Source organism: Campylobacter concisus (genome assembly GCF_003048575.1).
In the GTDB taxonomy this organism is placed as follows: Bacteria; Campylobacterota; Campylobacteria; order Campylobacterales; family Campylobacteraceae; genus Campylobacter_A; species Campylobacter_A concisus_U.
Genome location: NZ_PIRZ01000001.1, coordinates 132,315 through 156,915, shown reverse-complemented (window position 1 = coordinate 156,915; position 24,601 = coordinate 132,315). Strand labels below are relative to the sequence as shown.

General features: G+C 37.9%; 23 protein-coding genes, 1 tRNA gene and 1 pseudogene. 6 read left to right on the top strand and 19 right to left on the bottom strand.

The window, feature by feature from the left end; translation table 11 throughout:
* Positions 1 to 12: 12 nt before the first annotated feature.
* From CVS84_RS00785 to CVS84_RS00715, 15 genes are all read right to left on the bottom strand, one after another.
* Positions 13 to 867, bottom strand: coding sequence for a TPM domain-containing protein (locus CVS84_RS00785; RefSeq protein ID WP_159070057.1), 855 nt, complete (start codon positions 865 to 867; stop codon positions 13 to 15).
* The gene (locus CVS84_RS00780; RefSeq protein ID WP_107690779.1) at positions 867 to 1,460 is read right to left on the bottom strand and encodes a LemA family protein; all 594 of its coding nucleotides are present in this window, start codon (positions 1,458 to 1,460) and stop codon (positions 867 to 869) included. Before CVS84_RS00780 ends, CVS84_RS00785 begins: the two co-directional genes overlap by 1 nt.
* A 100-nt stretch (positions 1,461 to 1,560) precedes the next feature.
* Positions 1,561 to 6,609 carry a retention module-containing protein gene (locus CVS84_RS00775; RefSeq protein WP_107690778.1) on the bottom strand — a complete coding sequence of 1,683 codons (5,049 nt, stop codon included), beginning with the start codon at positions 6,607 to 6,609 and terminating at the stop codon, positions 1,561 to 1,563.
* A gap of 434 nt (positions 6,610 to 7,043) precedes the next feature.
* Positions 7,044 to 7,134, bottom strand: a tRNA-Ser gene (locus CVS84_RS00770).
* 116 nt (positions 7,135 to 7,250) lie between these two features.
* Positions 7,251 to 7,490 (bottom strand): helix-hairpin-helix domain-containing protein, encoded by a 240-nt coding sequence (locus tag CVS84_RS00765; RefSeq protein ID WP_107690777.1) that lies wholly within the window; start codon positions 7,488 to 7,490, stop codon positions 7,251 to 7,253.
* A gap of 88 nt (positions 7,491 to 7,578) precedes the next feature.
* A complete protein-coding gene (gene pyrF, locus CVS84_RS00760) occupies positions 7,579 to 8,259 on the bottom strand; it encodes an orotidine-5'-phosphate decarboxylase (RefSeq protein WP_107690776.1) in 681 nt (226 codons plus the stop codon).
* Complete coding sequence (nusB, locus tag CVS84_RS00755) at positions 8,256 to 8,651, bottom strand: transcription antitermination factor NusB (RefSeq protein WP_021090843.1); 396 nt, start codon at positions 8,649 to 8,651, stop codon at positions 8,256 to 8,258. The genes pyrF and nusB overlap by 4 nt, the downstream gene beginning before the upstream one ends.
* A gap of 1 nt (position 8,652) precedes the next feature.
* A complete protein-coding gene (gene ribH / locus CVS84_RS00750) occupies positions 8,653 to 9,123 on the bottom strand; it encodes a 6,7-dimethyl-8-ribityllumazine synthase (protein WP_107690775.1) in 471 nt (156 codons plus the stop codon).
* Positions 9,124 to 9,173: 50 nt separating this feature from the next.
* Complete coding sequence (locus tag CVS84_RS00745; protein WP_107690774.1) at positions 9,174 to 10,310, bottom strand: DUF262 domain-containing protein; 1,137 nt, start codon at positions 10,308 to 10,310, stop codon at positions 9,174 to 9,176.
* A complete protein-coding gene (locus tag CVS84_RS00740) occupies positions 10,307 to 11,158 on the bottom strand; it encodes an adenine-specific methyltransferase EcoRI family protein (protein WP_265094305.1) in 852 nt (283 codons plus the stop codon). Before CVS84_RS00740 ends, CVS84_RS00745 begins: the two co-directional genes overlap by 4 nt.
* On the bottom strand, positions 11,134 to 11,529 hold the full coding sequence (locus tag CVS84_RS09705; protein ID WP_107690772.1) for an adenine-specific methyltransferase EcoRI family protein: 396 nt from the start codon (positions 11,527 to 11,529) through the stop codon (positions 11,134 to 11,136). The genes CVS84_RS00740 and CVS84_RS09705 overlap by 25 nt, the downstream gene beginning before the upstream one ends.
* A 36-nt stretch (positions 11,530 to 11,565) precedes the next feature.
* The gene (locus CVS84_RS00730; protein WP_107690771.1) at positions 11,566 to 11,889 is read right to left on the bottom strand and encodes a DMT family transporter; all 324 of its coding nucleotides are present in this window, start codon (positions 11,887 to 11,889) and stop codon (positions 11,566 to 11,568) included.
* Positions 11,886 to 12,215, bottom strand: coding sequence for a DMT family transporter (locus tag CVS84_RS00725; protein ID WP_107690770.1), 330 nt, complete (start codon positions 12,213 to 12,215; stop codon positions 11,886 to 11,888). The genes CVS84_RS00730 and CVS84_RS00725 overlap by 4 nt, the downstream gene beginning before the upstream one ends.
* A complete protein-coding gene (gene kdsA, locus CVS84_RS00720; RefSeq protein WP_107690769.1) occupies positions 12,205 to 13,011 on the bottom strand; it encodes a 3-deoxy-8-phosphooctulonate synthase in 807 nt (268 codons plus the stop codon). Before kdsA ends, CVS84_RS00725 begins: the two co-directional genes overlap by 11 nt.
* Before the next feature lie 10 nt (positions 13,012 to 13,021).
* Positions 13,022 to 13,912, bottom strand: a complete 891-nt coding sequence (locus tag CVS84_RS00715) for a DMT family transporter (RefSeq protein WP_107690768.1) — start codon at positions 13,910 to 13,912, stop codon at positions 13,022 to 13,024.
* 152 nt (positions 13,913 to 14,064) lie between these two features.
* On the opposite strand from CVS84_RS00715, the gene der reads away from it, so the two are divergent.
* The 6 genes from der to CVS84_RS00685 all read left to right on the top strand — a co-directional run bounded on the left by der (position 14,065) and on the right by CVS84_RS00685 (position 21,528).
* Positions 14,065 to 15,453: a ribosome biogenesis GTPase Der gene (gene der / locus CVS84_RS00710; RefSeq protein WP_107690767.1), complete on the top strand. Its 1,389-nt coding sequence runs from the start codon at positions 14,065 to 14,067 to the stop codon at positions 15,451 to 15,453.
* Entirely contained in the window at positions 15,434 to 15,955 is a 522-nt protein-coding gene (locus CVS84_RS00705; RefSeq protein ID WP_107690766.1) for a shikimate kinase, read from the top strand. Before der ends, CVS84_RS00705 begins: the two co-directional genes overlap by 20 nt.
* Before the next feature lie 531 nt (positions 15,956 to 16,486).
* Positions 16,487 to 17,449: a tryptophan--tRNA ligase gene (trpS, locus tag CVS84_RS00700; protein WP_107690765.1), complete on the top strand. Its 963-nt coding sequence runs from the start codon at positions 16,487 to 16,489 to the stop codon at positions 17,447 to 17,449.
* 12 nt (positions 17,450 to 17,461) lie between these two features.
* Positions 17,462 to 17,902 carry a copper resistance protein CopD gene (locus CVS84_RS00695; RefSeq protein ID WP_107690764.1) on the top strand — a complete coding sequence of 147 codons (441 nt, stop codon included), beginning with the start codon at positions 17,462 to 17,464 and terminating at the stop codon, positions 17,900 to 17,902.
* Between the two features lie 9 nt (positions 17,903 to 17,911).
* Positions 17,912 to 19,156: a serine--tRNA ligase gene (serS, locus tag CVS84_RS00690; RefSeq protein WP_107690763.1), complete on the top strand. Its 1,245-nt coding sequence runs from the start codon at positions 17,912 to 17,914 to the stop codon at positions 19,154 to 19,156.
* Positions 19,156 to 21,528: a tetratricopeptide repeat protein gene (locus CVS84_RS00685; RefSeq protein WP_107690762.1), complete on the top strand. Its 2,373-nt coding sequence runs from the start codon at positions 19,156 to 19,158 to the stop codon at positions 21,526 to 21,528. Before serS ends, CVS84_RS00685 begins: the two co-directional genes overlap by 1 nt.
* A gap of 33 nt (positions 21,529 to 21,561) precedes the next feature.
* Here the strand turns inward: CVS84_RS00685 and CVS84_RS00680 are convergent.
* From CVS84_RS00680 to CVS84_RS00665, 4 genes and pseudogenes are all read right to left on the bottom strand, one after another.
* Positions 21,562 to 22,811, bottom strand: a pseudogene (locus CVS84_RS00680) (DUF2920 family protein).
* A 29-nt stretch (positions 22,812 to 22,840) separates the two neighbouring features.
* A complete protein-coding gene (locus CVS84_RS00675) occupies positions 22,841 to 23,419 on the bottom strand; it encodes a hypothetical protein (protein ID WP_107690761.1) in 579 nt (192 codons plus the stop codon).
* An 8-nt stretch (positions 23,420 to 23,427) separates the two neighbouring features.
* A complete protein-coding gene (locus CVS84_RS00670; RefSeq protein WP_021090806.1) occupies positions 23,428 to 23,922 on the bottom strand; it encodes a TlpA family protein disulfide reductase in 495 nt (164 codons plus the stop codon).
* Positions 23,912 to 24,601 (bottom strand): ABC transporter ATP-binding protein, encoded by a 690-nt coding sequence (locus CVS84_RS00665; protein WP_054196145.1) that lies wholly within the window; start codon positions 24,599 to 24,601, stop codon positions 23,912 to 23,914. Before CVS84_RS00665 ends, CVS84_RS00670 begins: the two co-directional genes overlap by 11 nt.

Sequence of the window (24,601 nt, the reverse complement as noted above, 5' to 3'; positions counted from 1 at the left end):
TTTGATAAGAATTTACCAGCTGCCGCTTGCCCCACCTCCACCGAAACCGCCTCCGCCGCCACTAAAGCCACCACTTCTTGAACTGCTTGAATGGCCGCCGCCACTGCTATTTGAGTCTGATCTATCACGCCTAAAACCACTATGTGCATTTTTGCTTTGAGTATTTCTTTTAAAAGCATTTTTTAAAATAATAAAAAATATTACAAACACAACGGCAAAGACAATGAAGTAATTTTGCACGCCAAAAAATTGCTCAAATACCGTAGATATCAGTCCTGCAAAACACGCACTAAAGCCAATTCGCATAAAAAATTTACCTAAAAAGCCAGAGACAAAACACGAGATCATGCCAGCAAAAAAGGCAACTATTCCAAATGGTATCTCTTCATCATCACTCACACTTTCAAATTCTTCACCACTAGCCACTTTTATGATGGCTCTTATGCCATCTATCACACCACCACCCATATCTCCTTGCTTAAATTTAGGTACTATCACATCATTTATGATCTGGCTTGATATAGCGTCAGTTAGCACACCTTCAAGCCCATAGCCAACTTCTATACGTACTTTTCTCTCGTTTGGAGCGATTATTAAAAGCGCTCCGTTACTGCTTTGTTTTTGTCCCAGCTTGTAGCCTCTAGCTATCTCAAGAGAGATCTCTTCTATACTTTTATTTTCTAGTGATTTAAGCGTCACGATAGCAATTTGTGTCGTACTATTTTGCTCGTAATTTTGCACCAAGCTTAAAAGCTCAGCCTTCTCATTTTTAGAGAAAATTTGGGCCTCATCATTTATCTGCTCGTTAAAATTTATGGCAAAACAAAAGCAAAATGTAAAAAATAAAAGAGTAAAAATTTTCTTCATCATTTCTCAAATGAAACTTTTGGATTTATCTTCTCTTCGTTACTTATTTCAAGATTTTGTTTTGGCTTTAGCTCAGGATAAAAAGCACTTGCTATAAATTTATTTGGAAAGCTTCTAAGGGCTACGTTATACTCTTTTACAGCTTCGATATAATCATGCATTGCTACACTTATGCGGTTTTGCGTACCTTCAAGCTGACTCTGAAGAGATAAGAAATTTTGATTTGCTTTTAGCTCCGGATAGTTCTCACTAATTGCCATAAGCCTACCAAGTGCCAAGCCAAATGAGCTTTGTGCTGTCATAAATTCTTTCATCTTAGCTTCATCGCTAAGACCACTTGCATCAACGCTTACTTGCATGCTCTTGCTTCTAGCATTTGCCACATCTTCAAAAATTTTTTGCTCATGAGCTGCGTAGCCTTTTACAGTTTCAACCAAATTTGGCACAAGCTCGGCTCTTCTTTTATATTGATTTAACACCTGCGACCACTTTGCATTTACATTTTCATCAAGTGCAACAAATGAATTTATATACTTAAAAGCACCAAAAGCAAGTGCAGCAATAACTATAATAACGGCTATTAAATTTTTCATATTTTCTCCTTTAAGGAGCAAATATTAGTAAAACAAGACTTAAAAAATAATGTGAGTTTGAGTTTGAAATGAGTGCGAATTTACGCACTCATTTTGGGGATTAAAGATCGGTGTGGATTTTGTCGTCTATTTGGATATGGATAGTTTTTCCATTTATTTGATCTATGCTTGAGTAGCCTTTAAATCCAGCAGTATCATATGAATGATCTTCGGTCCATTTATGAACTAGATCAACTTTTGTGATTTTATTGCCATTAGCATCAATATTACCGCCTTTTATCTTAAGCACCGTATCAGGATTATCAGTGATATCAAGGATGTTTTGTGCATTAAATTTGATCTTTGTTTCTCCTTTAAGCTCAAGGTTTTCAAAGCTTTCCACTTTTGAATCAAGATTAGTAATGCCTCTAAGATCAACTATTTGCTTATCAAACACCAAAGTATCATGACCTTCGCCACCTTTCATATCTTTACTTGCGTCAAATTTAACCGTATAGTTTTCAACGCCTATATGAAGTGGTTTATAAGGCTCGTAAGACTTGGACTCTAAGCCATCTGAAGTTTTAAGTGAGGCTTTAACATTTAGATCATAGGCTGATCTTGCATTGATATCAAGCTCTTGGTCAAATGTACCTTTTGCTATATCTGCAGCCGATAGAGTATATGTTGCAGTCTTGGTTAGTGCATGGTTGTCTGGATTAGTGTATTTAAACTCTACCGTATCCCCTTCTCTAGCATCTTCATTAAGATAAACTTTAACCGTAGTAGATCTCTCGCCACTTTCTGAGGTTTTTATATCTTTATTAAACATGATACCTCTTATAGCATCGATTTCAGCATGTGCCGTATCACTTACTGTTTTGCTCTCACCAAATGTGTCAGTTAGAGTAACTTCAGCTTTTGTTTCTTTACCAACTGCGATAGTAGCATCAAGTTCAAGTGGATTATCCCTACCTAGTGTAATCGGATGCATAGGATCTGCTATATTTTTTAAAGTAGTTTTACCATTTACATCTTTTCCTATAACTTCGTAATGATTAGTCAAGGTAGATCCATCAGGATTTGTTATCTTAACATCTATCTTATCGCCTACTATAACACTTCCTGGGATAGAAACATGAACCTTTGAAATTTTACTACCTGACTCATCTCTTGAGATAATGCCATTGTCATTTTTATCAGCAACTATGCTTACACTTAATCCCGCTTCACTTAAAGGAGCAAGTTTAGCTTTTGCTTCGCTACTAGTTGTAGTCTCAGCACCATTTGTTATAGTAGCTACTGCACTAGTTTCACGACCAGGAAGCATAGCAACGCCAGGAATTTTTATAGTGTTATTTTCTAGTTCATGTGGAGTATGAGTAGTATCACTATCATCTGTTAATGAAATTTTACCATTAGCAGTTTTTGAAACTGTATAAGTTATGGTTCTAGACCCTGTTGTACCATTAGCTTGAGGTTCTTTTATTGTTACTGCTACCTTATCACCATTTGTGACATTATGCGGTACCTGAACACTTATAATTGTCTTTTTTATATCATTGTCCAAAATAGCTTCATCTCTGTCTATTACATTGTCTCTACTTGCATTATCTTCAACAAATTCAATCTTTAAATTTTTAGTATCTACTGATTCTAATGTAGCTTTAGCTGTCTTTGTTACTCCATTTATAGTAGCTTCAACCACTGCTGGATGATCTTTATCTATATGAACATCAGAAATTTTTAGTTTATTTCCTGGCTCAAGTGCGACAAGGCTGCCACCTGCATCTTTTATAGTAACGTTTGTACCATCATTTGAAGCAACGGTATAAGTTTTCTCTGCTCCACCATTTACCTTGACTTTTATAATACCACCGCTATTTACAGTAGTTGGAATTTGAAGTGTTGCCGAAGTGGTATTTAATTTTCCATCCTTCATGGCTTCATCTCTACTTAGAACACCATTTCTATCTTTATCCTCATCAATAAATAGCCTAAAGCCTGTTCCAGAGCCGCTACCTTGAGCATCAAGCGTAATATCGCTATTTGTCTCAACCTTATCAGCACCAGTATTATCAGTAACTTTGGCATTAATGATAGTCTTATGATCTTCTGTTAAGCCAAGTGTATATTTGACCACCTTATTGCCATCAGCATCATCGGTAATATCAAGCTCTTCACTGCCATTTTTGGCTATCAATTTGCCGTTATTATCTTTTACTATCTCATATGTCTTAGTTGTTTTATTATTTGGTGTGTCTTCGTTATGTGACTCTACTATTAATTTATCACCTAAAACAAAATTTGAAGGAAGCTTGATAGTTGCTGTTGTTGTGTCTTCGTTGTGATCACGATTTGCCTCAGCATTATATAAGATGCCATCATTATCACTATCTTCATCAAAAGTGATTTTCATATCATTATTAAGCGTTTCAAGAGTGTTATGATTTTGTGCTTCAGCTTTTTTACCACCGCTTGCATCGGTAGTCTCAGTAGTTACATTGATGGTCTTGCCAGCAATGATCTCTACGCCAGGAATTTCTATCTCATTATTCTTTGTGGAATTTGTAGTAATAGTTTCTTTAGTGCCATCGCCTTTTACATGTTCTAACTTTATTTCTCCATTTAGATTACTTATAACACTATACTTTTTTGGAGTACCATTATCTATTTTTACAGTTACCACATCACCAGCTATAACATTGTTTGGCACTTTTACTACTACTGTCGTTTTATGTAGGTCACCATCTGCATCTTTACTCTCTGCCCTCGTTAAAGATACGTTACGGTCAGCGTCCTCTTTGAAATATACTGCCATATCGTTTATATTTGAGATAGTAACCGTGCTTGTATCTTCTGCATGCTGAATACCATCTTTATCTTTTATCTCAGCTGTTACTTTAGTTTCTAGACCAGTTGCTGTCTTAATGCCAGAAATTTTAAAGCTTCTACCATCTGTTTCTGTATCTATTTTATTGCCATCGCTATCTTTTACAAAGAACTTACCATTATTATCTTTTCCAATAGTGTATTTTATTTCTCTAGCAGTAGCTTCATTTGGCTCTTTTATAGTTACAGTTAGCTTATCACCATTTACTGCATTTTTTGGAAGCTTGATAGTGACTGTTGTACTATTAAGATCACCATCACTCATAGCTTGCTCTCTACTCATACTCCTATTGCCATTAGCCTCTCCAAAGATAACTTCAGGTTTTTTTACATATTCTAAACTGGCCGATACTTCTGACTCATTTATAGATGTATGTCTATTTGGATTTAAATTTGTAACTTTGGCCTTAATAGTCGTATCTTCTCCATGCTTTAGTTGGATACCAGAAACATCAATGGTATATTGATTGTCGCCTGATTTTATCGGTGTTAAAACATTGGAAGTTCCATTCTCTGTTACACTAGTCACAACACCTTTACTATCCATATGTATAGTAAATTCTCTTGTATAAGTTTTAGATGGATTATTTACAGGATCATCAGGATCAGGTCCAGTAATAGTTAGCGTAAGCTTATCGCCATTATCAATTTTATTTGGTAGAGTAATCCTTGCTGTGGTTTTATTTACTTCATTATCATCAGTACTTTCTTGTCTTGAAATTTCATGAAGAGTCTTTTCTTCTGGTAATGTCATTTCTAAATTTCTACCAATAGGCATTACACTATCTTGATCTGACTCTTCACTTTTTCGAACATTGTTTTTATCTACCACATGAACACTAGCTGATGTTCTTACATCTGGAAATATCGGAAGAGAGGTATTTACTTTTTGATTATCAATCATCTCTTGTGTAAGAGAAATTTCTTTTGTTGTATCTTGCTTAGTTAGTGGATCAGTATAAGTTATAACGATCTTATCGCCAATAACTACATCTTTTGGTAGAGTTATTTCTACTGTCGTGCTTCTAAAGTCGTTATCTTGCTTATTTTCATTATCATATAGATAGATATTATCATCTGTATCTTCAGTAAATTTCAAAGTCGGTTTTACATCAAGAGTAGTAGAGTCGCTTGCAGTTGTGCTTCTCATCGTGTTTGTGCTATCTGCTACATAAGCTTCTACTTTTGAAGGCTTACCGTGCTCAACTGGCATATTATCTATCTTATATCCATTATCTATTATGTTTTGATCAATAGATACATTTCTAACCTCGGTTGTGCCATTAGGCTTTGTTAAAGTCACGTGAAGCACATCTCCGACAATCACATCTTTTACAGTTATAAGGACTGGAGTTTCATTTAATTTGCCATCTTTAGCATTTTCAGTATATGTTAATAGATTATTATCAGGGCTGTTATCTTCTGTAAATTTAACCTCTGGAGCACTAAAGCCACTTGAAGTTACGCTATCTTCACTTCTACCACTAACATTTCCTTGAAAATTTGTAATAGTTGCATCAACTTTTGAAATTTTGCCAGTCTGTATTGGTGCATCAAACTGATAACCATTGCTTATGATAGTTGGAGTGATAGGAATTGTTTTATTTTCAGTATTACCATCTGGCTTAGTTATAGTGATATTTAGTATATCTCCAGCCCTTACTGTGCCATCATTTGGAATTGTAATAAGAACTTTTGATGTATTTAAATTTGTATCACGTGCATGCTCAACCCTGCTTAAAGTACCATCGTTATTAAGATCGCTTATAAAAGTTACAAGAGGATTGCTTGGGATTATAGTATCATCTCCGCCATTGTATCCGCTTATTGGGCTATCGTATGATGCAAAAGCTCTGTTTGTATCACTTAAATTTCTATATGTTGCATTAATGTTTGAGTAGTGACCACCCTCAGCAAATTTAGCATCACCCAAGCTAACGCCATCTCCACCACCAGCAGCAGTATTTCCACCAGCTGCGGTCTCTTCAAGTTTTGTTAAATCTCCACCATTTAAAATAGCATTTTGTAAATCACTAACATCTGCCAAGCCTTCCGTGCCTATAGTACTTTGATTTAAAGCAAGTGTATCATTGCCTACGATCGTAATCTCTTTTCCATTATTTGAAACGATTGTTATTTTATCAGCAGCATCACTTGTCTTGATGCTCTCTCCCATATAAAGGATGTCACCTACTTTTAGCTCTCTCTCATTTCCGTTTTGATCGATAGCGACCGCCTTGCCACTAATGAATTTTACTACTCCAGCTTCTTTAGCCAAGATTACTCCTTATTATTATTTTTGTATTATTTAAATTTTTACGTGATTATATACTATCTTTATAAGATATAACTTTATATGAGAAATTTTATCTTTTAAGAAAAAAATATATTAATTAAATATATAAATTCCAAATGTCAATAGTTTGTAAAAAGCGAATTATAAGCTTTTATCAAAAAATAGCTTTTTGATTGTCAATATAATTAAACAAGCAAAATATAATGCTTTTTATAATAAAAACTTAATTTAAGATATTTTTAATTAGTTTGAAACAACAATATAACCAAAAAAATCATAATTTTTCAAAAAATATGCGATTGTCATGAAATTTTACTTATACAGTTAAGCAATTTTCTAACGCAGAAATTTTATATAAAGATGTTCAAAAAAATAATGTTAAACAATAATAAAAATTTATGATTATCTATAAGTAGTGGCGGACAGAGAGGGATTTGAACCCTCGAGCCCCGATTAAGAGCTGCACCCTTAGCAGGGGTGTGGTTTCAGCCACTCACCCATCTGTCCATAAAAAGAAATCGCATTATAATTGAACACCGCTGATATCTTGCTTAAATTTGCATTTCACAATTATAGCACTCAGATAGAGAATCTAAAAATAAAAATTTATAAATTTAGCCCTTCTAAGCTAAGGCCACCGTTTCAACTTGGTTTTTGTCTAAGCGCGGCGTATTGGCATAGTAGTAAATCATACGATAAACATTGAGAAAGTATCCATTACTACCGAGATCAAGCGCCTTTGTGTGTTCAAACATCTCGTCCAGAACCGCAACCTTTAACGAAGCAATGTCTGTGTAGCCGAGCGCCAGCAGATCGGTCTCTGTCGCTTCGCCAACATAGGGGATTTTCTTAAAATCACTCAAATTTAGTTCCTCACTTCGCTTTGATGTCATCTTCACGCAACATTTTGTAAAAAAGCTTAGTTAAAACCACTTCACACAAGTTCAAATTTTAATTTTGCTCCAAAATTCGTTCACAAATTTCTCTTGGATTTGCATTTTCATAAATCGGCCTGCCAACAACGATAAAGTCGCTACCTTCTTGCTTTGCACTCACTAAGTTTGCTACTCTTTTTTGATCTCCAGCGCTCTCGCCAAAAGGCCTAACACCAGGGCAAAGGGTGATAAATTTCTCATTTGTTACATCTTTGATGAGCTTACTTTCAAAAACAGAACAGACCATTCCATCAAGTCCTGCTTCAAAACTCATCTGGCTAAATTTTCTAACGGCTCTTGCGATCGTATCATTATAAACAGCGTCAAACTCGCTCTCACTAAAGCTAGTAAGTGCCGATACTGCGAGCACCAAAGGACGATTCCCAAGACCAGCTAGCCTATCCATAACTGTCTTCATCGCGCGTTTACCAGCGCTAGCATGCACATTTATCATATCTACGCCGATTTTTGAGACGACTTCGGCCGCATCCGCCATCGTATTTGGTATATCATAGAGCTTTAGATCAAGGAAAATTTTAAAATTTCCAAGTCCTTTTAACCCTTCTATAAATTTTGCCCCATCCCTAAGATAGCTTCTAAGCCCCACTTTTAGCCAAAGATCAAGCCCTTTTAGCTCGCTAGCAAGGGCTAAATTCTCTTCACGACTAGCCATATCAAGTGCGACGCAGAGCCTCACAGATCGCCCTTTAGCTTATCAAGTACACCGTTTATAAATTTTGGTGCCTGATCACTTCCAAGTTCTTTCGCAAGCTCGATCGCTTCGTTTATGATAACAGCCTTATCCGTTTGGCTAAATTTCATCTCATAAAGTCCAAGTCTAAGGATGGCAAGTTCAGTCGCACCAACTTTGCTAAAATCGCCGTCTTTTAGATATGGCTTTAAAATTTCATCTAGTTTTTCTTTATTTGCGAGCACCTCTTTAAAAGTCTGCTGCGCCTCACTTTTTCGCTCGTTTCTTATCTTTTTCTCTTCTAAAAATTCCTCTTCAAATGCAGCAGTTACTGGATTTATCTCATTTGAGTATAGTAGCGAAACGACGGCCTGCCTAACCTGATGACGAGTCGCCATTTTACGCCTCCAAATTTTTATATAAGCTTAGCATCTCGATTACGCCCGTCATCGCTTCAAAGCCCTTATTTCCGGCCTTTGAACCCGCTCGCTCGATGGCTTGCTCGATGCTATCTACCGTTAGCACGCCAAAGGTCACCGGTTTGCCGTACTTTAGTGTGACGTTTGCGATGCCCTTGGTGGTCTCAGCGCTCACGTAGTCAAAATGAGGCGTAGAGCCGCGGATCACCGCTCCCACGCAGCAAATAGCGTCAAATTTGCCGCTAGCTAGGGTCTTTTCAAGCGCCATAGGTATCTCAAATGCGCCAGGCACCAAAATGAGGCTCAAATTCGCCTCGTCGCCACCGTGACGCAAAAACGCGTCCCTCGCGCCCTCGACCAGCCTATCGGTGATGATGTGGTTAAATCTCGCGTTAATGATAGCGATCTTCTCGCCGCCTTTTAAAGCCAAATTTCCTTCGATTATTTTCATGATTTTCCTTCGTTAAAATTTATTGCAATTCTAGCGAAAAGTTACATAAATTATCTATTTCCCTTTTTTCTATTACACTCTACACAGAGCATTTGGCAGTTTTCACGAACGGTTTTTCCACCTTTACTCCAAGGTATTATATGATCTGCATCCATTTGCTCTATCTCAAATTTTTGACCGCAGTGAGGGCAAATCCCGCCTTGATTTTCATAGGTTTCACGCTTTATATCATCATCAAAAGCGCGCAAATTTAAAAATTTCTCATCATCACTTAAAACGTATTCATATATCCCCTTTTTATTATTAACTTCGCTATCTTTCATGAGAAGTGAAATTTTTTCTTCCAGCTCATTTGCATCAAGGGATTTATCTTTAAATTTATTATAAAGAAATCCCCACTCAAGTCCCTTCATTTCTTTACGGTAGTTAGAAAATTTTGCCTTTACCCAGTCGATGACGCCGCTAAAATAAAGCCACAGTTCGTCAGCGTTTTGCGCACTCGTTTGTTTTTGATGAGCCATATATTTTTCTATATCTTCGGCAGCCTTTGAGCCAACTTTCCACGTTATTACCCTTTCTAAAATTTCTTGTCTTATAGGATCGTCTTTAAAATAACTACTACCTTTTTGTGCAGCTAAACAATTTCTTTTACTAAATTTTACCTTCGCATCGCTTAGCCACTGACTAGTAAATACCGCGTTTCTTAGCTCCTGATCACTTAGTTTTTCGCCGGCTATATTTATAGTTTTAAACCATTCTAGCTTCTCGCTGTCGCTACCCTCGCAGATGTAAATCATAAGCTCATAGTTTAAAAATTTTTCTTTTTTATCATCAGGCATCGTGTGAAAAGCCGTTACACTACTTGCCCACTCAGCTTTAAACGCCATTTTATCGAGACTAAAATCACCATTTACGAAGTCGCAAATACTGATAGTTCTTTGTTGACCATCAAGCACTTCATATTCGTTTTCACCGTTTTTGACCCAGTACATCGTATTCAGCGGGAAACCCCAAAGGCAAGTGTTTATCACAGCATCTCGCTGTTTGTCGCCATAGACAAATTCGCGCTGATATTTTGGACGGATATTTAAAGCTCCGCCATAGCCTATAACCTGTCCATTTTCTTCATCCCTGACGTAGCCATTTACTAGTTCTCTTATAGTGATTTTCTTTAACTCAATTTTCACTTTGTCTCCTTTTTGGGCATTTTATTTTTAATCAAAATTCGTGCGTAAATACTTGAATATAATTCACCAGTTTCATAGTCTTTAAAGGCTGGTTTTTTATCAGTTTGTGGATTAAATTTGCGATACAAAGTCCCTTTGGCATTAAATGTAAATTTACCAGTAGGAATTCCTTTTTTATCTAAAATTTCCATTCTTTTATTGCAAGAAAATTCTATTGAGCCAACAATTCCAAGTGCATTAATCTCAAATTGTTGTGGATTGTATTTATCTAAAAACGTTATGGGTACACCCATCGCGCCTTCGTAATCCATCGGAATTTCTATAGTTTTATCGACGTTTATCGCGTCGTAATTATCGTATTTTGGGTATTTTTGCGGATCAAAAGTATAGATAGTTTCTAAAATTTCGTTACGTTTTTTATGAGGCAAATTTGTAAACCAATTTACACCAGAAACCCTTATCATTCCTTCTATATGATGACTTGCGGTTGCATAGTCTTCGTAGTGTATGTTTATAAAATGCGCTGCGCCACCTTTAAAACCGTATCCTAGCCAAATTTGGTTATCCTTTATGAGTTTAAAAATTTCCTTGTAAGTTATGGCATTTTGATGACCAATAATTACAAACTTTTTATCATATTCAACTAGTTGCGCGACATATTCACGAAATAGCGAAAATGGAGGATTTGTTACTACGATTTCAGATTGTTTAAGAAGTTCTATGCATTCAGCGGAACGAAAATCCCCAGCTGGATAATTTTCATCATGATTTAGTAAATTTGGTTTTAAACGAGCGATAAATTCATCTATTTTCGCTCCGTCACTTAAAATTTCGCCGTTTTCATCCACACCTTCATAGATAAAATAGCTCGATTTCTCAGACGCGGCGCGCTCGTCTCTCTCTCTCTCTCTCTCTCTCTCTCTCTCGAAGCTTCACTATCAAACAAAGTTGGATTTTTTAAAGTCGAAAATTCTTCTCCACTTGCATTTTTATAGCAGGTAGTCACAAGTCTTTTAAGCCCAAAAAGATAAAAGTTGTAGGCAAAATATTTAAAGAAATTTGACTGCTTCGGGTCGTCGCAGTTGCAAAATACGACCTTGTCTTTAAAATGCTCTTTGTAGTGCCTTAGTTCATTTTGTATATCGTTAAACTGCGTGTAAAATTCATCGTTTTTACCGCTTTTTGCTTTATGTAAATTCGCATTTTTACTCTTTGCCATTTTACCTCTTAAGTTTTTGTATTTTTAGAATTCTAATTAAATTATTTTTAACATTATCGCGCTTAGCGTTATTAGCGATAGATAAAACGCCTTTTGCGCGCTCATTTTTTCGCCGTTAAAAATCACTCCGACGCCCACGGCTCCGATCGCTCCTATACCCGTCCAAATCGCGTACGCTACCGACATCGGCATCGCCTGCATCGCGTAGCTCAAAAGCCAAAGCGAAATGGCGAAATTTGCAACTAAAATCAAAAAAATCGCCGCCTTTTTTACGCCGAAGCTTTTTTGAAATTTGGTTAGAAAAAACACGCCCAAAACCTCGCAGCACCCGGCCGCCAAAAGAGCTAAAACGTGCGTCAAGATTTTAGCCTTTTTAACCCAAGCACGCCCGCGATCAGCGTCGCTATGAAAAATAGCCGCAAAGGATCTGGCGTCTGGCCGCTCGCGCGAAATTCGCTAACGCTTTCGGCGACCACGATAAAAAATGCTCCAAATCCCACAAATACGGTATATGCAACGCTAACGGGCAAATATTTCATAGCCTTCATAAACGATACGAAGCTAACGCAGACTAACGCGGCAGTAAGCGCGAATCCTACGGCGTTTTGGGCGTGTTTTAGCCCGTACGCCCAGCCGCATTCGGCGACCGCGCCGCCTAGTACCCACAAAAAGCCCTTAGTTTGCATCGCCCAGGGCGTCTTTTATCTTAAAAATTTGAGCGATATTTGCGTCTAGCTCGTCCAAATTTAGCATATTCGGTCCGTCGCAAAGCGCCTCGCAAGGATTTACGTGCGTCTCGTAAAAAAATCCGTCCACGCCCGCAGCTGCCGCGGCTCGCGCTAGATAAGGCACAAATTTCGCGTCCCCGCCGCTTTTTTCGCCAAGAGCGCTTGGCATTTGTACGCTATGAGTAGCGTCGAAAATCACCGGCGCATATTCGCGCATGAGCACTAAATTTCGCATATCTACGACCAAATTTCCATATCCAAATGTACTTCCACGCTCCGTTAGCCACACTCCGTTTTGCTTGGCAACCTCGTATCCATCGCCCATTACGCCGCGCGTTTCTAGCACTTTTTTGACCGAGTGCTTCATAGCAGAGGCGGCTAAAAACTGCCCTTTTTTGATATTTACCACGGCTTTTGTCTTAGCCGCAGCCACTAGCAGATCGGTTTGGCGGCACAAAAACGCCGGGATTTGTAGTACGTCGGCTACTTCGCCTACGGGGCAAGCTTGATAGCTCTCGTGGATATCGGTTAAAATTTTAAAACCGAATTCCTTTTTTACCTTAGCTAAAATTTCGCACCCTTTTTCAAGTCCGGGCCCGCGAAACGAGCTTATACTCGTACGATTTGCCTTGTCAAAGCTTGATTTGAAATAAAAATCTATCCGCTTATCTTCGTTAAATTTAACTAGCCTTTTTGCCACGTCAAAAACGAGTTGTTCGCTCTCGATGACGCAAGGCCCTGCTATTAGTATCATTTTTTCTCCTTTATTTTTCTCTAACAACTAAAATTCCACTAACCACGACAAGTATAATACCTACAAGCGCTAAGTGATTTGGTAACGCATCGCCCATAAAATAGCCAATAATAAGTGTAAAAATAACGTCTGCGTAGCTAACTGCAGCGATCACTCCAGCCTTTTTACCAACCGCAAACGCCTTTGTCATGTACGACTGAAAAAAATATCCACTAAGTCCCATTAGCAAGATAAAAACAACGTTATACCAGCTTGGCATGCTAAATTTTGAAAACAAAAAATCAAGTGGCTCATAGGTGAAAAATTCTGCCAAACCCATGCAAATAAGTGGCAAAAACGAGCCCCAAAGCATAAAACTTAGCACGATGATATTTGTGCCATAACTTTTATTTAGCTCCTTTACGCTTGTGTATGCTATTGCCGCACCAAGACCACTCCAAATGCCGATGATATCGGTCTTATTTATACCTAAATTTGGCTGGATAACAAGCAAAATTCCACCAAATCCCAAAAATACAGCAAACCAGCCAAGTGAGCTTAGACGCTCTTTGAAAATAAAGGCTGCGAGGATGGCTGTAAAGATTGGATTTGTCTTTTGAAATGTAAAAGCTGTGGCCAAATTTACATGAGCGACATTGTAAAAAAAAGCAAAAAGTGCGACCGTGCCGACAAAGCCACGAAACATTAACAAAAAAAAGTGTCCACCAGCTTGCTTAAATGGAAATCTATAAATGGCATAAATAACAATAAAAAGGCCTATTAAATTTCTAAAAAATACAACTTCGATAGATGGCATATCTTTGCTAAGATACTTTGCAAATGCGCCAGTAACAGCAAACATAAAGCAAGCAAAGAGCATATAAAAAATGCCAAGATGCGAAATATAAAACCTTTTTAACATCACATGACCTTTAAAATTAAAGTAGCCATTTTAATGAAAAGTGGCTTAAATTTTGGTTGATTTTTTCTTTTATTTTGGCACTTTTAAGCAAATTTTTATACTTTATATAAGTCAAAAATTTGTATAATCAGCCATCATAAAAAGGACAAAATTTGCAAAAAGTAATATTAGTAGGCAAGCCAAATGTCGGTAAAAGCTCACTTTTTAACCGCCTAGCAAGAAGACGCATCGCCATAACTAGCGACGTTAGCGGCACGACAAGAGATACGAACAAAGCTAAGATAGAGGTTGAGGGTAAAGAGTGCATATTAATCGACAGCGGTGGCCTTGATGATAGTAGCGAGCTTTTTAAAAATGTAAAAGCAAAGACCTTGGCAGAGGCTAGAAATTCAGACGTCATTTTATACATGGTCGATGGCAAAATGATGCCAGATGACGAGGATAGAACCATTTTTTACGAGCTTAGCAAGCTAAATTTACCAATCGCACTAGTCATCAATAAAATTGACAGCAAAAAAGATGAGCAAAGAGAGTGGGAATTTATAAGCTTTGGTGCGAAAAACACCTTTGGAATTTCCGTAAGCCACAACACTGGCGTTGATGAGCTTAGCATGTGGCTGGCAAAGCACATTGAAGATAAGGTGCAGATAAAGGCCGACACAAGCGAAGATTTTGATGATTTTTTAGAAAACTACAATGACGAGGGTGAGCTTAGCGACGAGGTAAACTATGAGAGTAAAAACATCAGAGTTGGCATCATAGGCCGCGTAAATGTTGGCAAAAGCTCACTTCTAAACGCCCTTGTAAAAGAGAGCCGTGCTGTCGTAAGCGACGTGGCAGGCACTACGATCGACCCAGTCAATGAAATTTATGAGCATGACGGTAGGGTTTTTGAGTTTGTCGATACTGCTGGCATTAGAAAACGTGGCAAGATCGAGGGCATCGAGAGATACGCACTAAATAGAACTGAGAAAATTTTAGAAGAGACAGACGTGGCACTACTCGTGCTTGATAGCTCTGAACCGCTAACCGAGCTTGATGAGCGTATCGCTGGTATCGCATCAAAATTTGAGCTTGGCGTCATCATCGTGCTAAACAAATGGGACAAAAGCAGCGAAGAATTTGACGAGCTTTGCAAAGAGATAAAAGATAGGTTTAAATTTCTATCATATGCGCCGATCATCAGCATTTCGGCTTTGGGCGGCAAAAGAGTGCATAAAATTTATCCACTCATCATTGAAATTTACAAAAACTACACCCAAAAAATCCAAACTTCAAAGCTAAACGAAGTGATTGGTGAAGCGACCAAGGCGCATCCACTGCCACGAGATAAAGGCAGAGTTGTGAAAATTTACTACGCAGTGCAGTTTAAGACCGCACCTATCATGATAGCGCTTATAATGAACCGCCCAAAGTGCCTGCACTTTAGCTACAAACGCTATTTAACAAACAAACTTAGAGAGAGTTTTAACCTAACTGGCGTACCTATCGTGCTAATCCCTAAAAAACGTGGAGAGAGCGATGAAAACAAAGAACAATAATATCGTTTTGATAGGATTTATGGGCGTTGGCAAGGGGACGACTGCAAGGGCGCTAAGCAAGGCGCTAAAGACGATGAATCTTGACTGCGACGACTTACTGGAAAGCTCACAGAATATGAAGATAAAAGCTATCTTTGAAGAGTACGGAGAGGAGCATTTTAGGCAGCTTGAAAAGGATCTGGCTAAATTTCTAGCCACAAATGTTAAAAATGCGATTATCTCAACAGGTGGAGGCTTTGCGAGGGTTAAAAATTTAAAGAAAATTGGCACCGTGATCTACCTAAAAGCAAGTTTTGAAGCGATCATACAAAGACTAAAAAATAGTAAAAATAGCGAGAAAAAGCTCGCCAAACGCCCGCTTTTAAGCGATCTAAAAAAAGCTGAGGCGTTACATCTGGAGCGAGAGGAGCTTTATGAGAAAAAGGCTGATTACATCGTCGAAGTCGAGGGTAAAACTCCAAAGCAAATCGTAAAGGAGATAAGGATGCTTTTAAAAATTTAGTTGTAAAGTGGCATGAGTGCTGCTTGCAATGATAAATTTCAAGATCAGGCTAGATGGCCATCTGGCGTGGTGTTAAAATTTGAAATGTTTGAGCTAAATTTAACGTTTTGTAGTTAGAAATTTTGGCGAAGTATCGTAAGATAATTTTTTGCTTCACTTTATTCGCAATGCTAAAACGACGAGAGTTGTGTGATAAAAAATTTTAAGATTAAGCTGGACTAAAAAGTCTAACGTGATGTTAAAATTTAAACGTTTTGGCAAAGATTTTTTGTTTAGGCGAGGCAAAATTTTGTTTTTAAGCAAAGGCTAGACGCATAATCTGCCAGTTAAATTTTAAGATTAGATTAGATACAAAAACTCTAATGTAACGTTAAAATTTAAAAAGTATTTTTAGCGAAGTATCGTGAGATGATTTTGATAGTTGTGTAGAAATTTTAAGCCGAGGCTAGACACATAGTCTGCCGAAAGCTTAAAATTTCAAATCTCTATCAAAAGCGCTCACGAGAAAAAGCCAAAATTTGAAAGGATAAGATGAGAGTATTAACCGGCCTCCAACCCTCCGGCAAACTACACCTTGGCAACTACTTTGCCTCGATAAAGCAGATGGTTGATATGCAAGAGCAAAATGAGATGTTTATGTTTATAGCAAACTACCATGCGATGACGAGCCTTAGCGAGGCCAAAGCCCTAAAGCAAAACACTTTTGAGGCTGCGTGTGCGTTTTTGGCACTTGGAATTGATCCAAATAAAAGTATATTTTGGGTGCAAAGTGACGTTAAAGACGTGCTTGAGCTTTACTGGGTGCTAAGCCAGCACACGCCTATGGGGCTTCTTGAGCGCGCACATAGTTACAAAGACAAAGTCGCAAAAGGCCTTAGCTCGCACCACGGACTCTTTAGCTATCCAGTTTTGATGGCAGCTGACATTTTGCTTTATAATGCGCAGGTTGTACCTGTAGGCAAAGATCAGATCCAGCACGTAGAGATCGCACGTGATATAGCTATTAAATTTAACAACGAACATGGAGAAATTTTTACATTGCCTGAGGCGAAGATTGATGAAAATGTCGCCACCGTGCCTGGTACAAACGGCGAAAAGATGAGCAAAAGCTATGGCAATACAATCGACATTTTTGCCGATGCTAAAACGCTTAAAAAGCAAATTTCTAGCATCGTGACAGACGGCACACCGCTTGAAGAGCCAAAACAGTGGCAAAACTGCAACGTCTATAATATCGCCAAACTTTTCTTAGACGAGAGTGGGCAAAAAGAGCTTCAAGCTAGATATGAGCGTGGTGGCGAGGGTCATGGGCACTTTAAAGCTTATCTAAATGAGCTTATTTGGGACTATTTTAAAGATGCGAGAGAGAAATTTGAGCATTATCAAAATAATCCTGGCGAAGTGTCTGAAATTTTAGAAATAGGAGCCAAAAAGGCAAGTAATGTTGCTCAAACAACAATAAAAAAAGTTCGTGAAGCAGTCGGAATTTATTAATAAAGGAAAAATATGCAAAATTTATATCCATACGCACAAATAATTCATCTTTTTTGTGCAATCATTTTTGTTGGTTACCTCTTTTTTGATGTAATCATTTTTAAGGCAGCTTGTAAAAAAATGCCACCTGAGCTTGCTCAAAAGGCAAAACAAGCTATCGGTTCAGTTGCTATTAAGATAATGCCACTTTGCATCTTACTTTTAGTATTAACTGGAGGCATGATGATGAGTAGCTGGGTCGGATCAAAAGCTGGAGGCTACTTTGAGACAAATTTACAAATCATTTTTATGATCAAATTTTTCTTAGCGATGCTAATCGTAGCTGCGGTTATAACAAATTTGAGCTGCAAATTTATATTTAAACGCCCTAGCCCGCTTGGCAACATTCACCCATTTGCGCTAACAGCGGCAGTTTTTATCGTACTTTTTGCAAAAGTTATGTTTATGGTTTAAGGATATAGGATGATAAATTTAAAACTACTCGAGACAAATTACGATGAATTTGTAAAAAAACTTGAGGGAAAAAATGTAAAAGCTGGGCTACTTGACGAGCTTTTACAAACTTTTAACGAGCTAAAACAAAAACGTAAAGCACTTGAAAATTTCCAAGCGATCCAAAACGCAAAGAGCAAAGAGCTTGGCATAAAGGCAAGAGCTGGCGAAGATGTAAGCGAGCTTAAAAATGAGCTAAATTTAAACAAAGCTGCCCTTGCTGATGCTGATGAGATCGTTAAACAATATGAAGAAAAGCTTGAGCAAATTTCATTTAATGTGCCAAATATCACCGATGATGACGTGCCATTTGGTAAGGACGAAGACGATAATGTCTGCATCAAAACGGTGCTTGAGCCAACTAAATTTAGCTTTACGCCAAAAGAGCACTGGGAACTAGGTGAGAGCCTTGGTTGGCTTGACTTTGAAAGGGGCGCAAAGCTCTCAGGATCTCGCTTTACCGTGCTTCGTGGCATGGGAGCAAGGCTAAGTAGAGCACTTGTTAATTACATGATCGACTTTAACAGCGCGCGTGGCTTCGAGCTTGTAAATATCCCTTATCTAGTAAGCTCAAATACACTTTTTGGTACTGGCCAGCTGCCTAAATTTGAAGAGGACCTTTACAAAGTACGCGACGAAGACCTCTACCTCATCCCAACTAGCGAAGTACCTGTGACAAATTTATACAATGACACGATCATTGAAGCTGAGCAGCTTCCTATAAAGATGACTTGCTACTCAGCATGCTTCCGCCAAGAGGCAGGCTCAGCAGGACGTGACACAAGAGGTATGATCCGCCAGCACCAGTTTGAAAAGGTCGAGCTAGTAAGTATCACAAGACCTGATCAAAGCGAAGACGTGCTAAATGAGATGGTATCGTGCGCAAGCGATCTACTAACTAGCCTTGGACTTCCTCACCGCCATATGCTTCTTTGCAGTGGCGATCTTGGCTTTAGCGCGGCAAAGACGATAGACCTTGAGGTTTGGCTACCTGGTCAAGGTAAATATAGAGAGATTAGCTCTATTTCCAACACTCGTGATTTTCAAGCAAGGCGTGCAAAAATTCGCTTTAAAGATGGCAAGAAAAATATGCTTGTAAATACACTAAATGGCTCAAGTCTAGCTGTGGGCAGGACCCTTATTGCCATCATGGAAAACTACCAAAAAGCAGATGGCACTATTGAAATTCCAGAAGTTCTTAAAAGGTATATGTAGTGGCTGAAGAAGAGGTTGTAGTTTTAAAACCACCTGGCGAGCAAGCAGAGCAAGAAGCGCCTGAAGAGGCAAAAACCGAAGCGCCTGAAGAGATCGTCTCGCTTGAGAGTATCGCAAATGAGGGTATACTACAAGATGAAAGCATCCCAGAGCCAATCCCTGTAAAAAAAAGCAATAAAAAGCTCTTTATAATAGCAGGCGTGGTCGCTCTAGTGCTTATTATCTTGATAGTGGTTTTGCTAGTTATCTTGCTAAAGAAAGACAAAAAAGAGAACATAGATGCTGCAAGTATCGTAAAAAATATAGAAAACAACTACCAAACGCAAAATTTCGGCGCTTCAAAGATCGATGAAATGATAAATAAAGCCAATCAGCTCTACGAGCGTGGAAATAAATTTGAAGCGTTAAAAATTTATGAAAACATAGCTGTTTATAACCAGTCTCTCTCAAACTACAACCTCGGTGTTTCGCAGATGAAACAAGAAAGATGTGATGAGGCGATCGTATCTTTTAACAAAGCTATAACCGATAGAGAAAACACAGCGGTTAGTGCGATAAATGCTGCCGTTTGCTCGCTTGAGCTAAATAACACCAAAAATTTTAAATACTATATAGGACTTGCTGATTCATTTTTGCAGTATGAAAACAACTCGCCACTTTATAGCTATTACTACGCGCTTATAAACTACTATAAAGGCAACTATTACGAGGCGCTTCAAGCACTTTCTCATCCAAATACTGCAGATTATAAAAATGAGTATGCCTATTTAAGTGCAAAAATTTTATCACTCCTTGGAGATGATGAAAGAGCAATAGCTAAGCTTGAGAGCCAAAAGGCGTTTAAGGCCGACTTCACGCTAGCACAGCTCTATGCAAGACTTGGCAAATACGACAAGGCAAGGGATTATTTAACAAAAGCTTCCAAAAATACGCCAAATATCGATCTTATCAAGATGACTGAGGCGCTAATTGATCTAAAAACTTCTGACTACGGCGACGCGGCTGCATTTATCAAAGATGTTTACGACTACAATACTTCTTTGCCAAGTAAAATTTACAAGATAAAAACGATACTAAAGCCTGATCTTTTTGATGTCAGCCTAGCTCAGGCACACTTTAGTGATGATATGTTTTTTGATAGAACAAGACGCTATGAGACGCTTTTTTACTTCGCACCTTACAAGGTCTTTGACGCAAAACAGAGTATCGAGCAGATAAGAAAAGGCGGCGTTAACGTCTTTTTAGACGACACTTCAGCAGCAAATGACTATCTTAGCCAAAGTGCAGCTGCTTCAAAAGTAAATGCAAAACTTAGTGAAGCTATTGCAAAAGCACTAAGCTACCGCTTAAAAGAAGCAAATAAAGAGTTTGAAGAGCTAGCTAGTACTTATCCAAATCACTCTATCTTACAATACAACCTTGCTCTAAGCTACGCTCAGCTTGGAAATTTTAGCCTTGCAGCAAAGCACTTCATAGCAAGCTATCACCAAGATGTAAATAACCATCTTGCAGGTATTTTTGGGGCGATTTGTCTAGATATAAATAGAAATTTAAACCCAAAACTCATTGAAGAGATCGGCGAAAATTTAGAAAATGACAAGAGTTTAAAGCCTGTAAATTTATATGCCTCGCTTCTAAGCCTGATTAGCGGCAACCAAAGTGCGATGATAAGATGGCTTGAAGAGCCAAAAGAGCAGACAATGCTAAATTTAGCCTTTGATATCATCATCGCAAAAGTAACAAACAATGACGAGCTAATGGCAAAGAAAGCTGATGAACTACTAAAAATTTTGCCAAATGATATTATTGCAAATATCTTAAATTTTATCTCGAAAAACAAAGAGCAAAATGTCAAAGAGTATGCAAAAGCGATACAAATTCACTTTAATGGTAAGCAGCTTGATTCAAACGCTTTCTATCACGGTGCTGACATCATCAAAAAGCAATACATCAAGCTACTTCAAATTTCGGGCCTACTTACAAGAGAGCGTGATAAGTTAAGAGCCGAGCTAAAAAATGCTCCAAAGAATATAAATTTAATCCAAACTCTAGCCTATGTCGATATCTTTACAAACGATTTTGAAGAAAGCTATAAACTTTATAATCAAGCAATCGATGAGTTTAAAGTAAATGACGCTAGCACATTATTTTTAGCATCTGTGGCTGCGACAGGAGCTGGAAAAGTATCAAACGCAATCGCGCTTTTAGAGCTAACAAAACTAAATGATGCTAGTGCTATCGAAAATAGAATAGCTCTTGGCCTAATGTATCAGCAGATAGATAATATAAAAGCAGCTCTTATACAATACAGCAAAATAGGAAATGTTGAGTATGAAAGCGAATTTTACGACTTTGAGATAGATAATGACTGATAAAAACTAGGTCTTTATGGGCCTAGTTAAATACTAAGCAATATCTAAAATTTCAAGATTTATTTGATCTAAGACTTCACTAAATTTATAGATCGTATCGCCGCATTTATACTCAATACTCTTGCTGCTCTTCTTGTTTTTTTGAGATAAAATTTTCTCCATCATACTGGGAAGCTCTTTTTGTAAAAGTAGTTTATAAGACATCCCCATTCCATGCGTTAGAGACTTTATAAATTTGCCATCAACCTCACTCTCATCTTTTATCATATGTAGTGTTGCGTTAAATTTAAGCTTCTTAAGAGCCTCGTAAAGCTCGATTTTATCCTTTGCTGGAGCTATTTCTTTATCGAAAATACAGTGATAGCTCACGTAAATTGGCTTTTTATAGCCGCTTTGAACATTTAAATGATATAAATTTAGGATATTTCTTATCTCTTCTCTTGCGTCAATAAAATAGTATGGTGATTTTTCATTAAGTGTCCAGTAGGTCTTATTAAAAAAATAAATATATAAATTTTGATACAAAGTGTCAGTGCCAAAACAAAAATAGTTAGTAAAATTTATCTCTTTACCAAAGCCGATAAGACGCCATAAAAATATGGCATAAGAGCTATTATCTATCACGGCATCAACTAGCCATGGAGCGATCTTAGCACACATATGTGCCAGATATCCACCATGTGAGCTGCCTACCATTATCACTGGCAGATGTTCAAATTTGGCATTATTTATATATTTTTTTGTATAAAGCACAGCATTTAGCACATCCATTGCTTGCATAACGCCAAAATTTTGATATTCATTTTTTGTTGGCACCATCGTAATGCTAGCATTTAGTCTAAAATCAGCCGGCAAAATACCTCTCTCTTTTCGAATAGTAATCTCTTTGCTGAGAAATTTAAGTAGCAAATCAACCTTCTCGTGGCAGTCGATACTTTTTAGATCAATTGGTAAATTTATACCTATGCTTGATAGTTCTCTTGTTAAGATTTCGCGATCTATATCATCAAGTCCAAATTTCGCTCCAAGCTGTGGGCGGTTGCCTATGCAGTGATAATCCACACTAATGCATGCAACATCTCATAAGTCTCTGCCATAGACCGAATAAGATTGGCTCTATATCCAAGGTCAGAGTCTTCTCCAAGCCCAGGGATAATCACCAAAATGGCTTTTGCATCCTTGGCATCGTCATAACAGGAATAAAAGGAGAGAGGAGAGCTTCTTTTTATACCAAGTTCAATATCATCACAAGATGAAATTTCATAGCTTCCATCAACTAGCATTTAAATCCTTTTAAATTTACTAATTTCTCCTATTTTTGCGAGACATTATAAAAAAAGCTAACGATCTGTTTTGCTAGACGTTCTTTAAAAAACGGCCAGATGTAGCTTGGCGAATAGACATTGCCAGCTTGCATAAGTGAGATATTTGTCGCCTTTTCGCCACCATTTTTTGGACGCACTAGCACGCTTACTTGCATATGATAAGTATAGCTATTCGTGCTAAAGTCATCATCATCGTAATAGCCAAATGGGAAAAACATCGAGTAGCCAAAACCAAAGCTTGGTCTACCAAAGTCATATCCCATGCCCATTGAAAATCTAGGATCTCTTTTTATTATCCTAGAAAAGCTTTGCACATCGCCAAGGATGATGAAGTCGGCATTTTTGATATTTGGCTCGTTTCTAAAGCCAGCCTTTGCAAATTCGCTTAAAATTTCAGCATTTACATCTTGCCCGGTCGCACTATTTTTAAAATTTACATAGACGCTTTTGTTTGCTTCATTAAGCGTAAAAAAGATCGGGTCGCTCGTTTTGACCGAGATGTTTGGAGTGCTACTAGCACATCCAACAAAAAATACCACTAAGACAAATAAAAAGAAATTTTTCATATTCACTCCTACAAGAGCGATCTTATAGCACTTTCAAGTACACTTTTTGGTGTAAGACCGATAAATTTTGATCGCATCTTACCATCTTTATCAAAAAAATAGATAACTGGCACGCCCATGACGCCACCAACTGCCTTGCTAAAGTAATCAACTGAAACCTTATCGCTCGTAGTTTTAAAGGTAATGTTGTGCTCTTTTAAAAGCTCAATATCTTTATCAAAGCCTTTACTAGGTCCTAAAACACCAATGAATTGAACCTCTTTACCATACTCTTTTTCAAGTGTATTTAGATCAGGTATAGCGGCCTTGCACACTCCGCAGTCCGTACCAAAGAAAAATAGCATATATGGCTTATCGCCTATCTTTAGCCTCTTTTCCGTTGGAAAAAACTGCGTATCAATGCCGCTTGAGTCATTTAGCGTGATATGATGCTTTTCGTACTGCTTGACGCAGCCCATAACTAGGGCTGAGACTAGACATAAAAATAAAATTTTATATCTCATTTGGTACCTTTGGATTTTCAATAGTGCGAATTTTCTCTAGCTTGCCATGTCTTAGATAGACGATCTTATCACCATACTCGCCAAGATCAGGGTTGTGAGTTACTAGAAGTATCGTCTTGCCATCTTTTCTTAGCTTGCAAAATAGATCAAGTATAACTCTTTCATTTGCTTCATCAAGGTTACCAGTTGGCTCATCTGCTATTAAAATTTCAGGATCGTTTATGAGCGAGCGTGCGATACAAAGGCGTTGTTGCTCGCCACCACTTAGCTGACTTGGTCTGTGCGTTAGCCTGTGAGAAAGACCAACTGCCTCAAGTGCCTTTTTAGCGTCCTCTTCATCAACTGAGCTGTGATAGTACTGAGCGATCATCACATTTTCAAGAGCGCTAAGATATGGCACTAAGTGAAACTGCTGAAAAATAAGACCGATCTTTTCACGTCTAAATTTAAGTGTATCGTCAGCATTTAGATTGCTCGCATCATCGCCACCAAGCATATAAGTACCACTACTTGGAGTATCCATTAGAGAAAGGATATTTACAAGCGTACTCTTACCACTACCACTTGGCCCCATTACACTGACCCACTCACCTTTTTTAACCTCAAAATTTATATCATCAAGTGCTTTAACATCGCCAAAAATTTTACAAATATTTTTTAATTCTAGTGCATTTTGCAT

What these genes read in the sequence shown, in the direction of transcription:
- trpS (WP_107690765.1), top strand. Translation starts at nt 16,487, where the DNA reads ATGAGAGTATTAACCGGCCTCCAACCCTCCGGCAAACTACACCTTGGC.
- nusB (WP_021090843.1), bottom strand. Translation starts at nt 8,651, where the DNA reads ATGGCGACTCGTCATCAGGTTAGGCAGGCCGTCGTTTCGCTACTATAC.
- CVS84_RS00695 (WP_107690764.1), top strand. Translation starts at nt 17,462, where the DNA reads ATGCAAAATTTATATCCATACGCACAAATAATTCATCTTTTTTGTGCA.
- CVS84_RS00670 (WP_021090806.1), bottom strand. Translation starts at nt 23,922, where the DNA reads ATGAGATATAAAATTTTATTTTTATGTCTAGTCTCAGCCCTAGTTATG.
- CVS84_RS00785 (WP_159070057.1), bottom strand. Translation starts at nt 867, where the DNA reads ATGAAGAAAATTTTTACTCTTTTATTTTTTACATTTTGCTTTTGTTTT.
- CVS84_RS00675 (WP_107690761.1), bottom strand. Translation starts at nt 23,419, where the DNA reads ATGAAAAATTTCTTTTTATTTGTCTTAGTGGTATTTTTTGTTGGATGT.
- CVS84_RS00705 (WP_107690766.1), top strand. Translation starts at nt 15,434, where the DNA reads ATGAAAACAAAGAACAATAATATCGTTTTGATAGGATTTATGGGCGTT.
- CVS84_RS00725 (WP_107690770.1), bottom strand. Translation starts at nt 12,215, where the DNA reads ATGCAAACTAAGGGCTTTTTGTGGGTACTAGGCGGCGCGGTCGCCGAA.
- kdsA (WP_107690769.1), bottom strand. Translation starts at nt 13,011, where the DNA reads ATGATACTAATAGCAGGGCCTTGCGTCATCGAGAGCGAACAACTCGTT.
- CVS84_RS00715 (WP_107690768.1), bottom strand. Translation starts at nt 13,912, where the DNA reads ATGTTAAAAAGGTTTTATATTTCGCATCTTGGCATTTTTTATATGCTC.
- CVS84_RS00780 (WP_107690779.1), bottom strand. Translation starts at nt 1,460, where the DNA reads ATGAAAAATTTAATAGCCGTTATTATAGTTATTGCTGCACTTGCTTTT.
- CVS84_RS09705 (WP_107690772.1), bottom strand. Translation starts at nt 11,529, where the DNA reads ATGGCAAAGAGTAAAAATGCGAATTTACATAAAGCAAAAAGCGGTAAA.
- serS (WP_107690763.1), top strand. Translation starts at nt 17,912, where the DNA reads ATGATAAATTTAAAACTACTCGAGACAAATTACGATGAATTTGTAAAA.
- ribH (WP_107690775.1), bottom strand. Translation starts at nt 9,123, where the DNA reads ATGAAAATAATCGAAGGAAATTTGGCTTTAAAAGGCGGCGAGAAGATC.
- CVS84_RS00665 (WP_054196145.1), bottom strand. Translation starts at nt 24,601, where the DNA reads ATGCAAAATGCACTAGAATTAAAAAATATTTGTAAAATTTTTGGCGAT.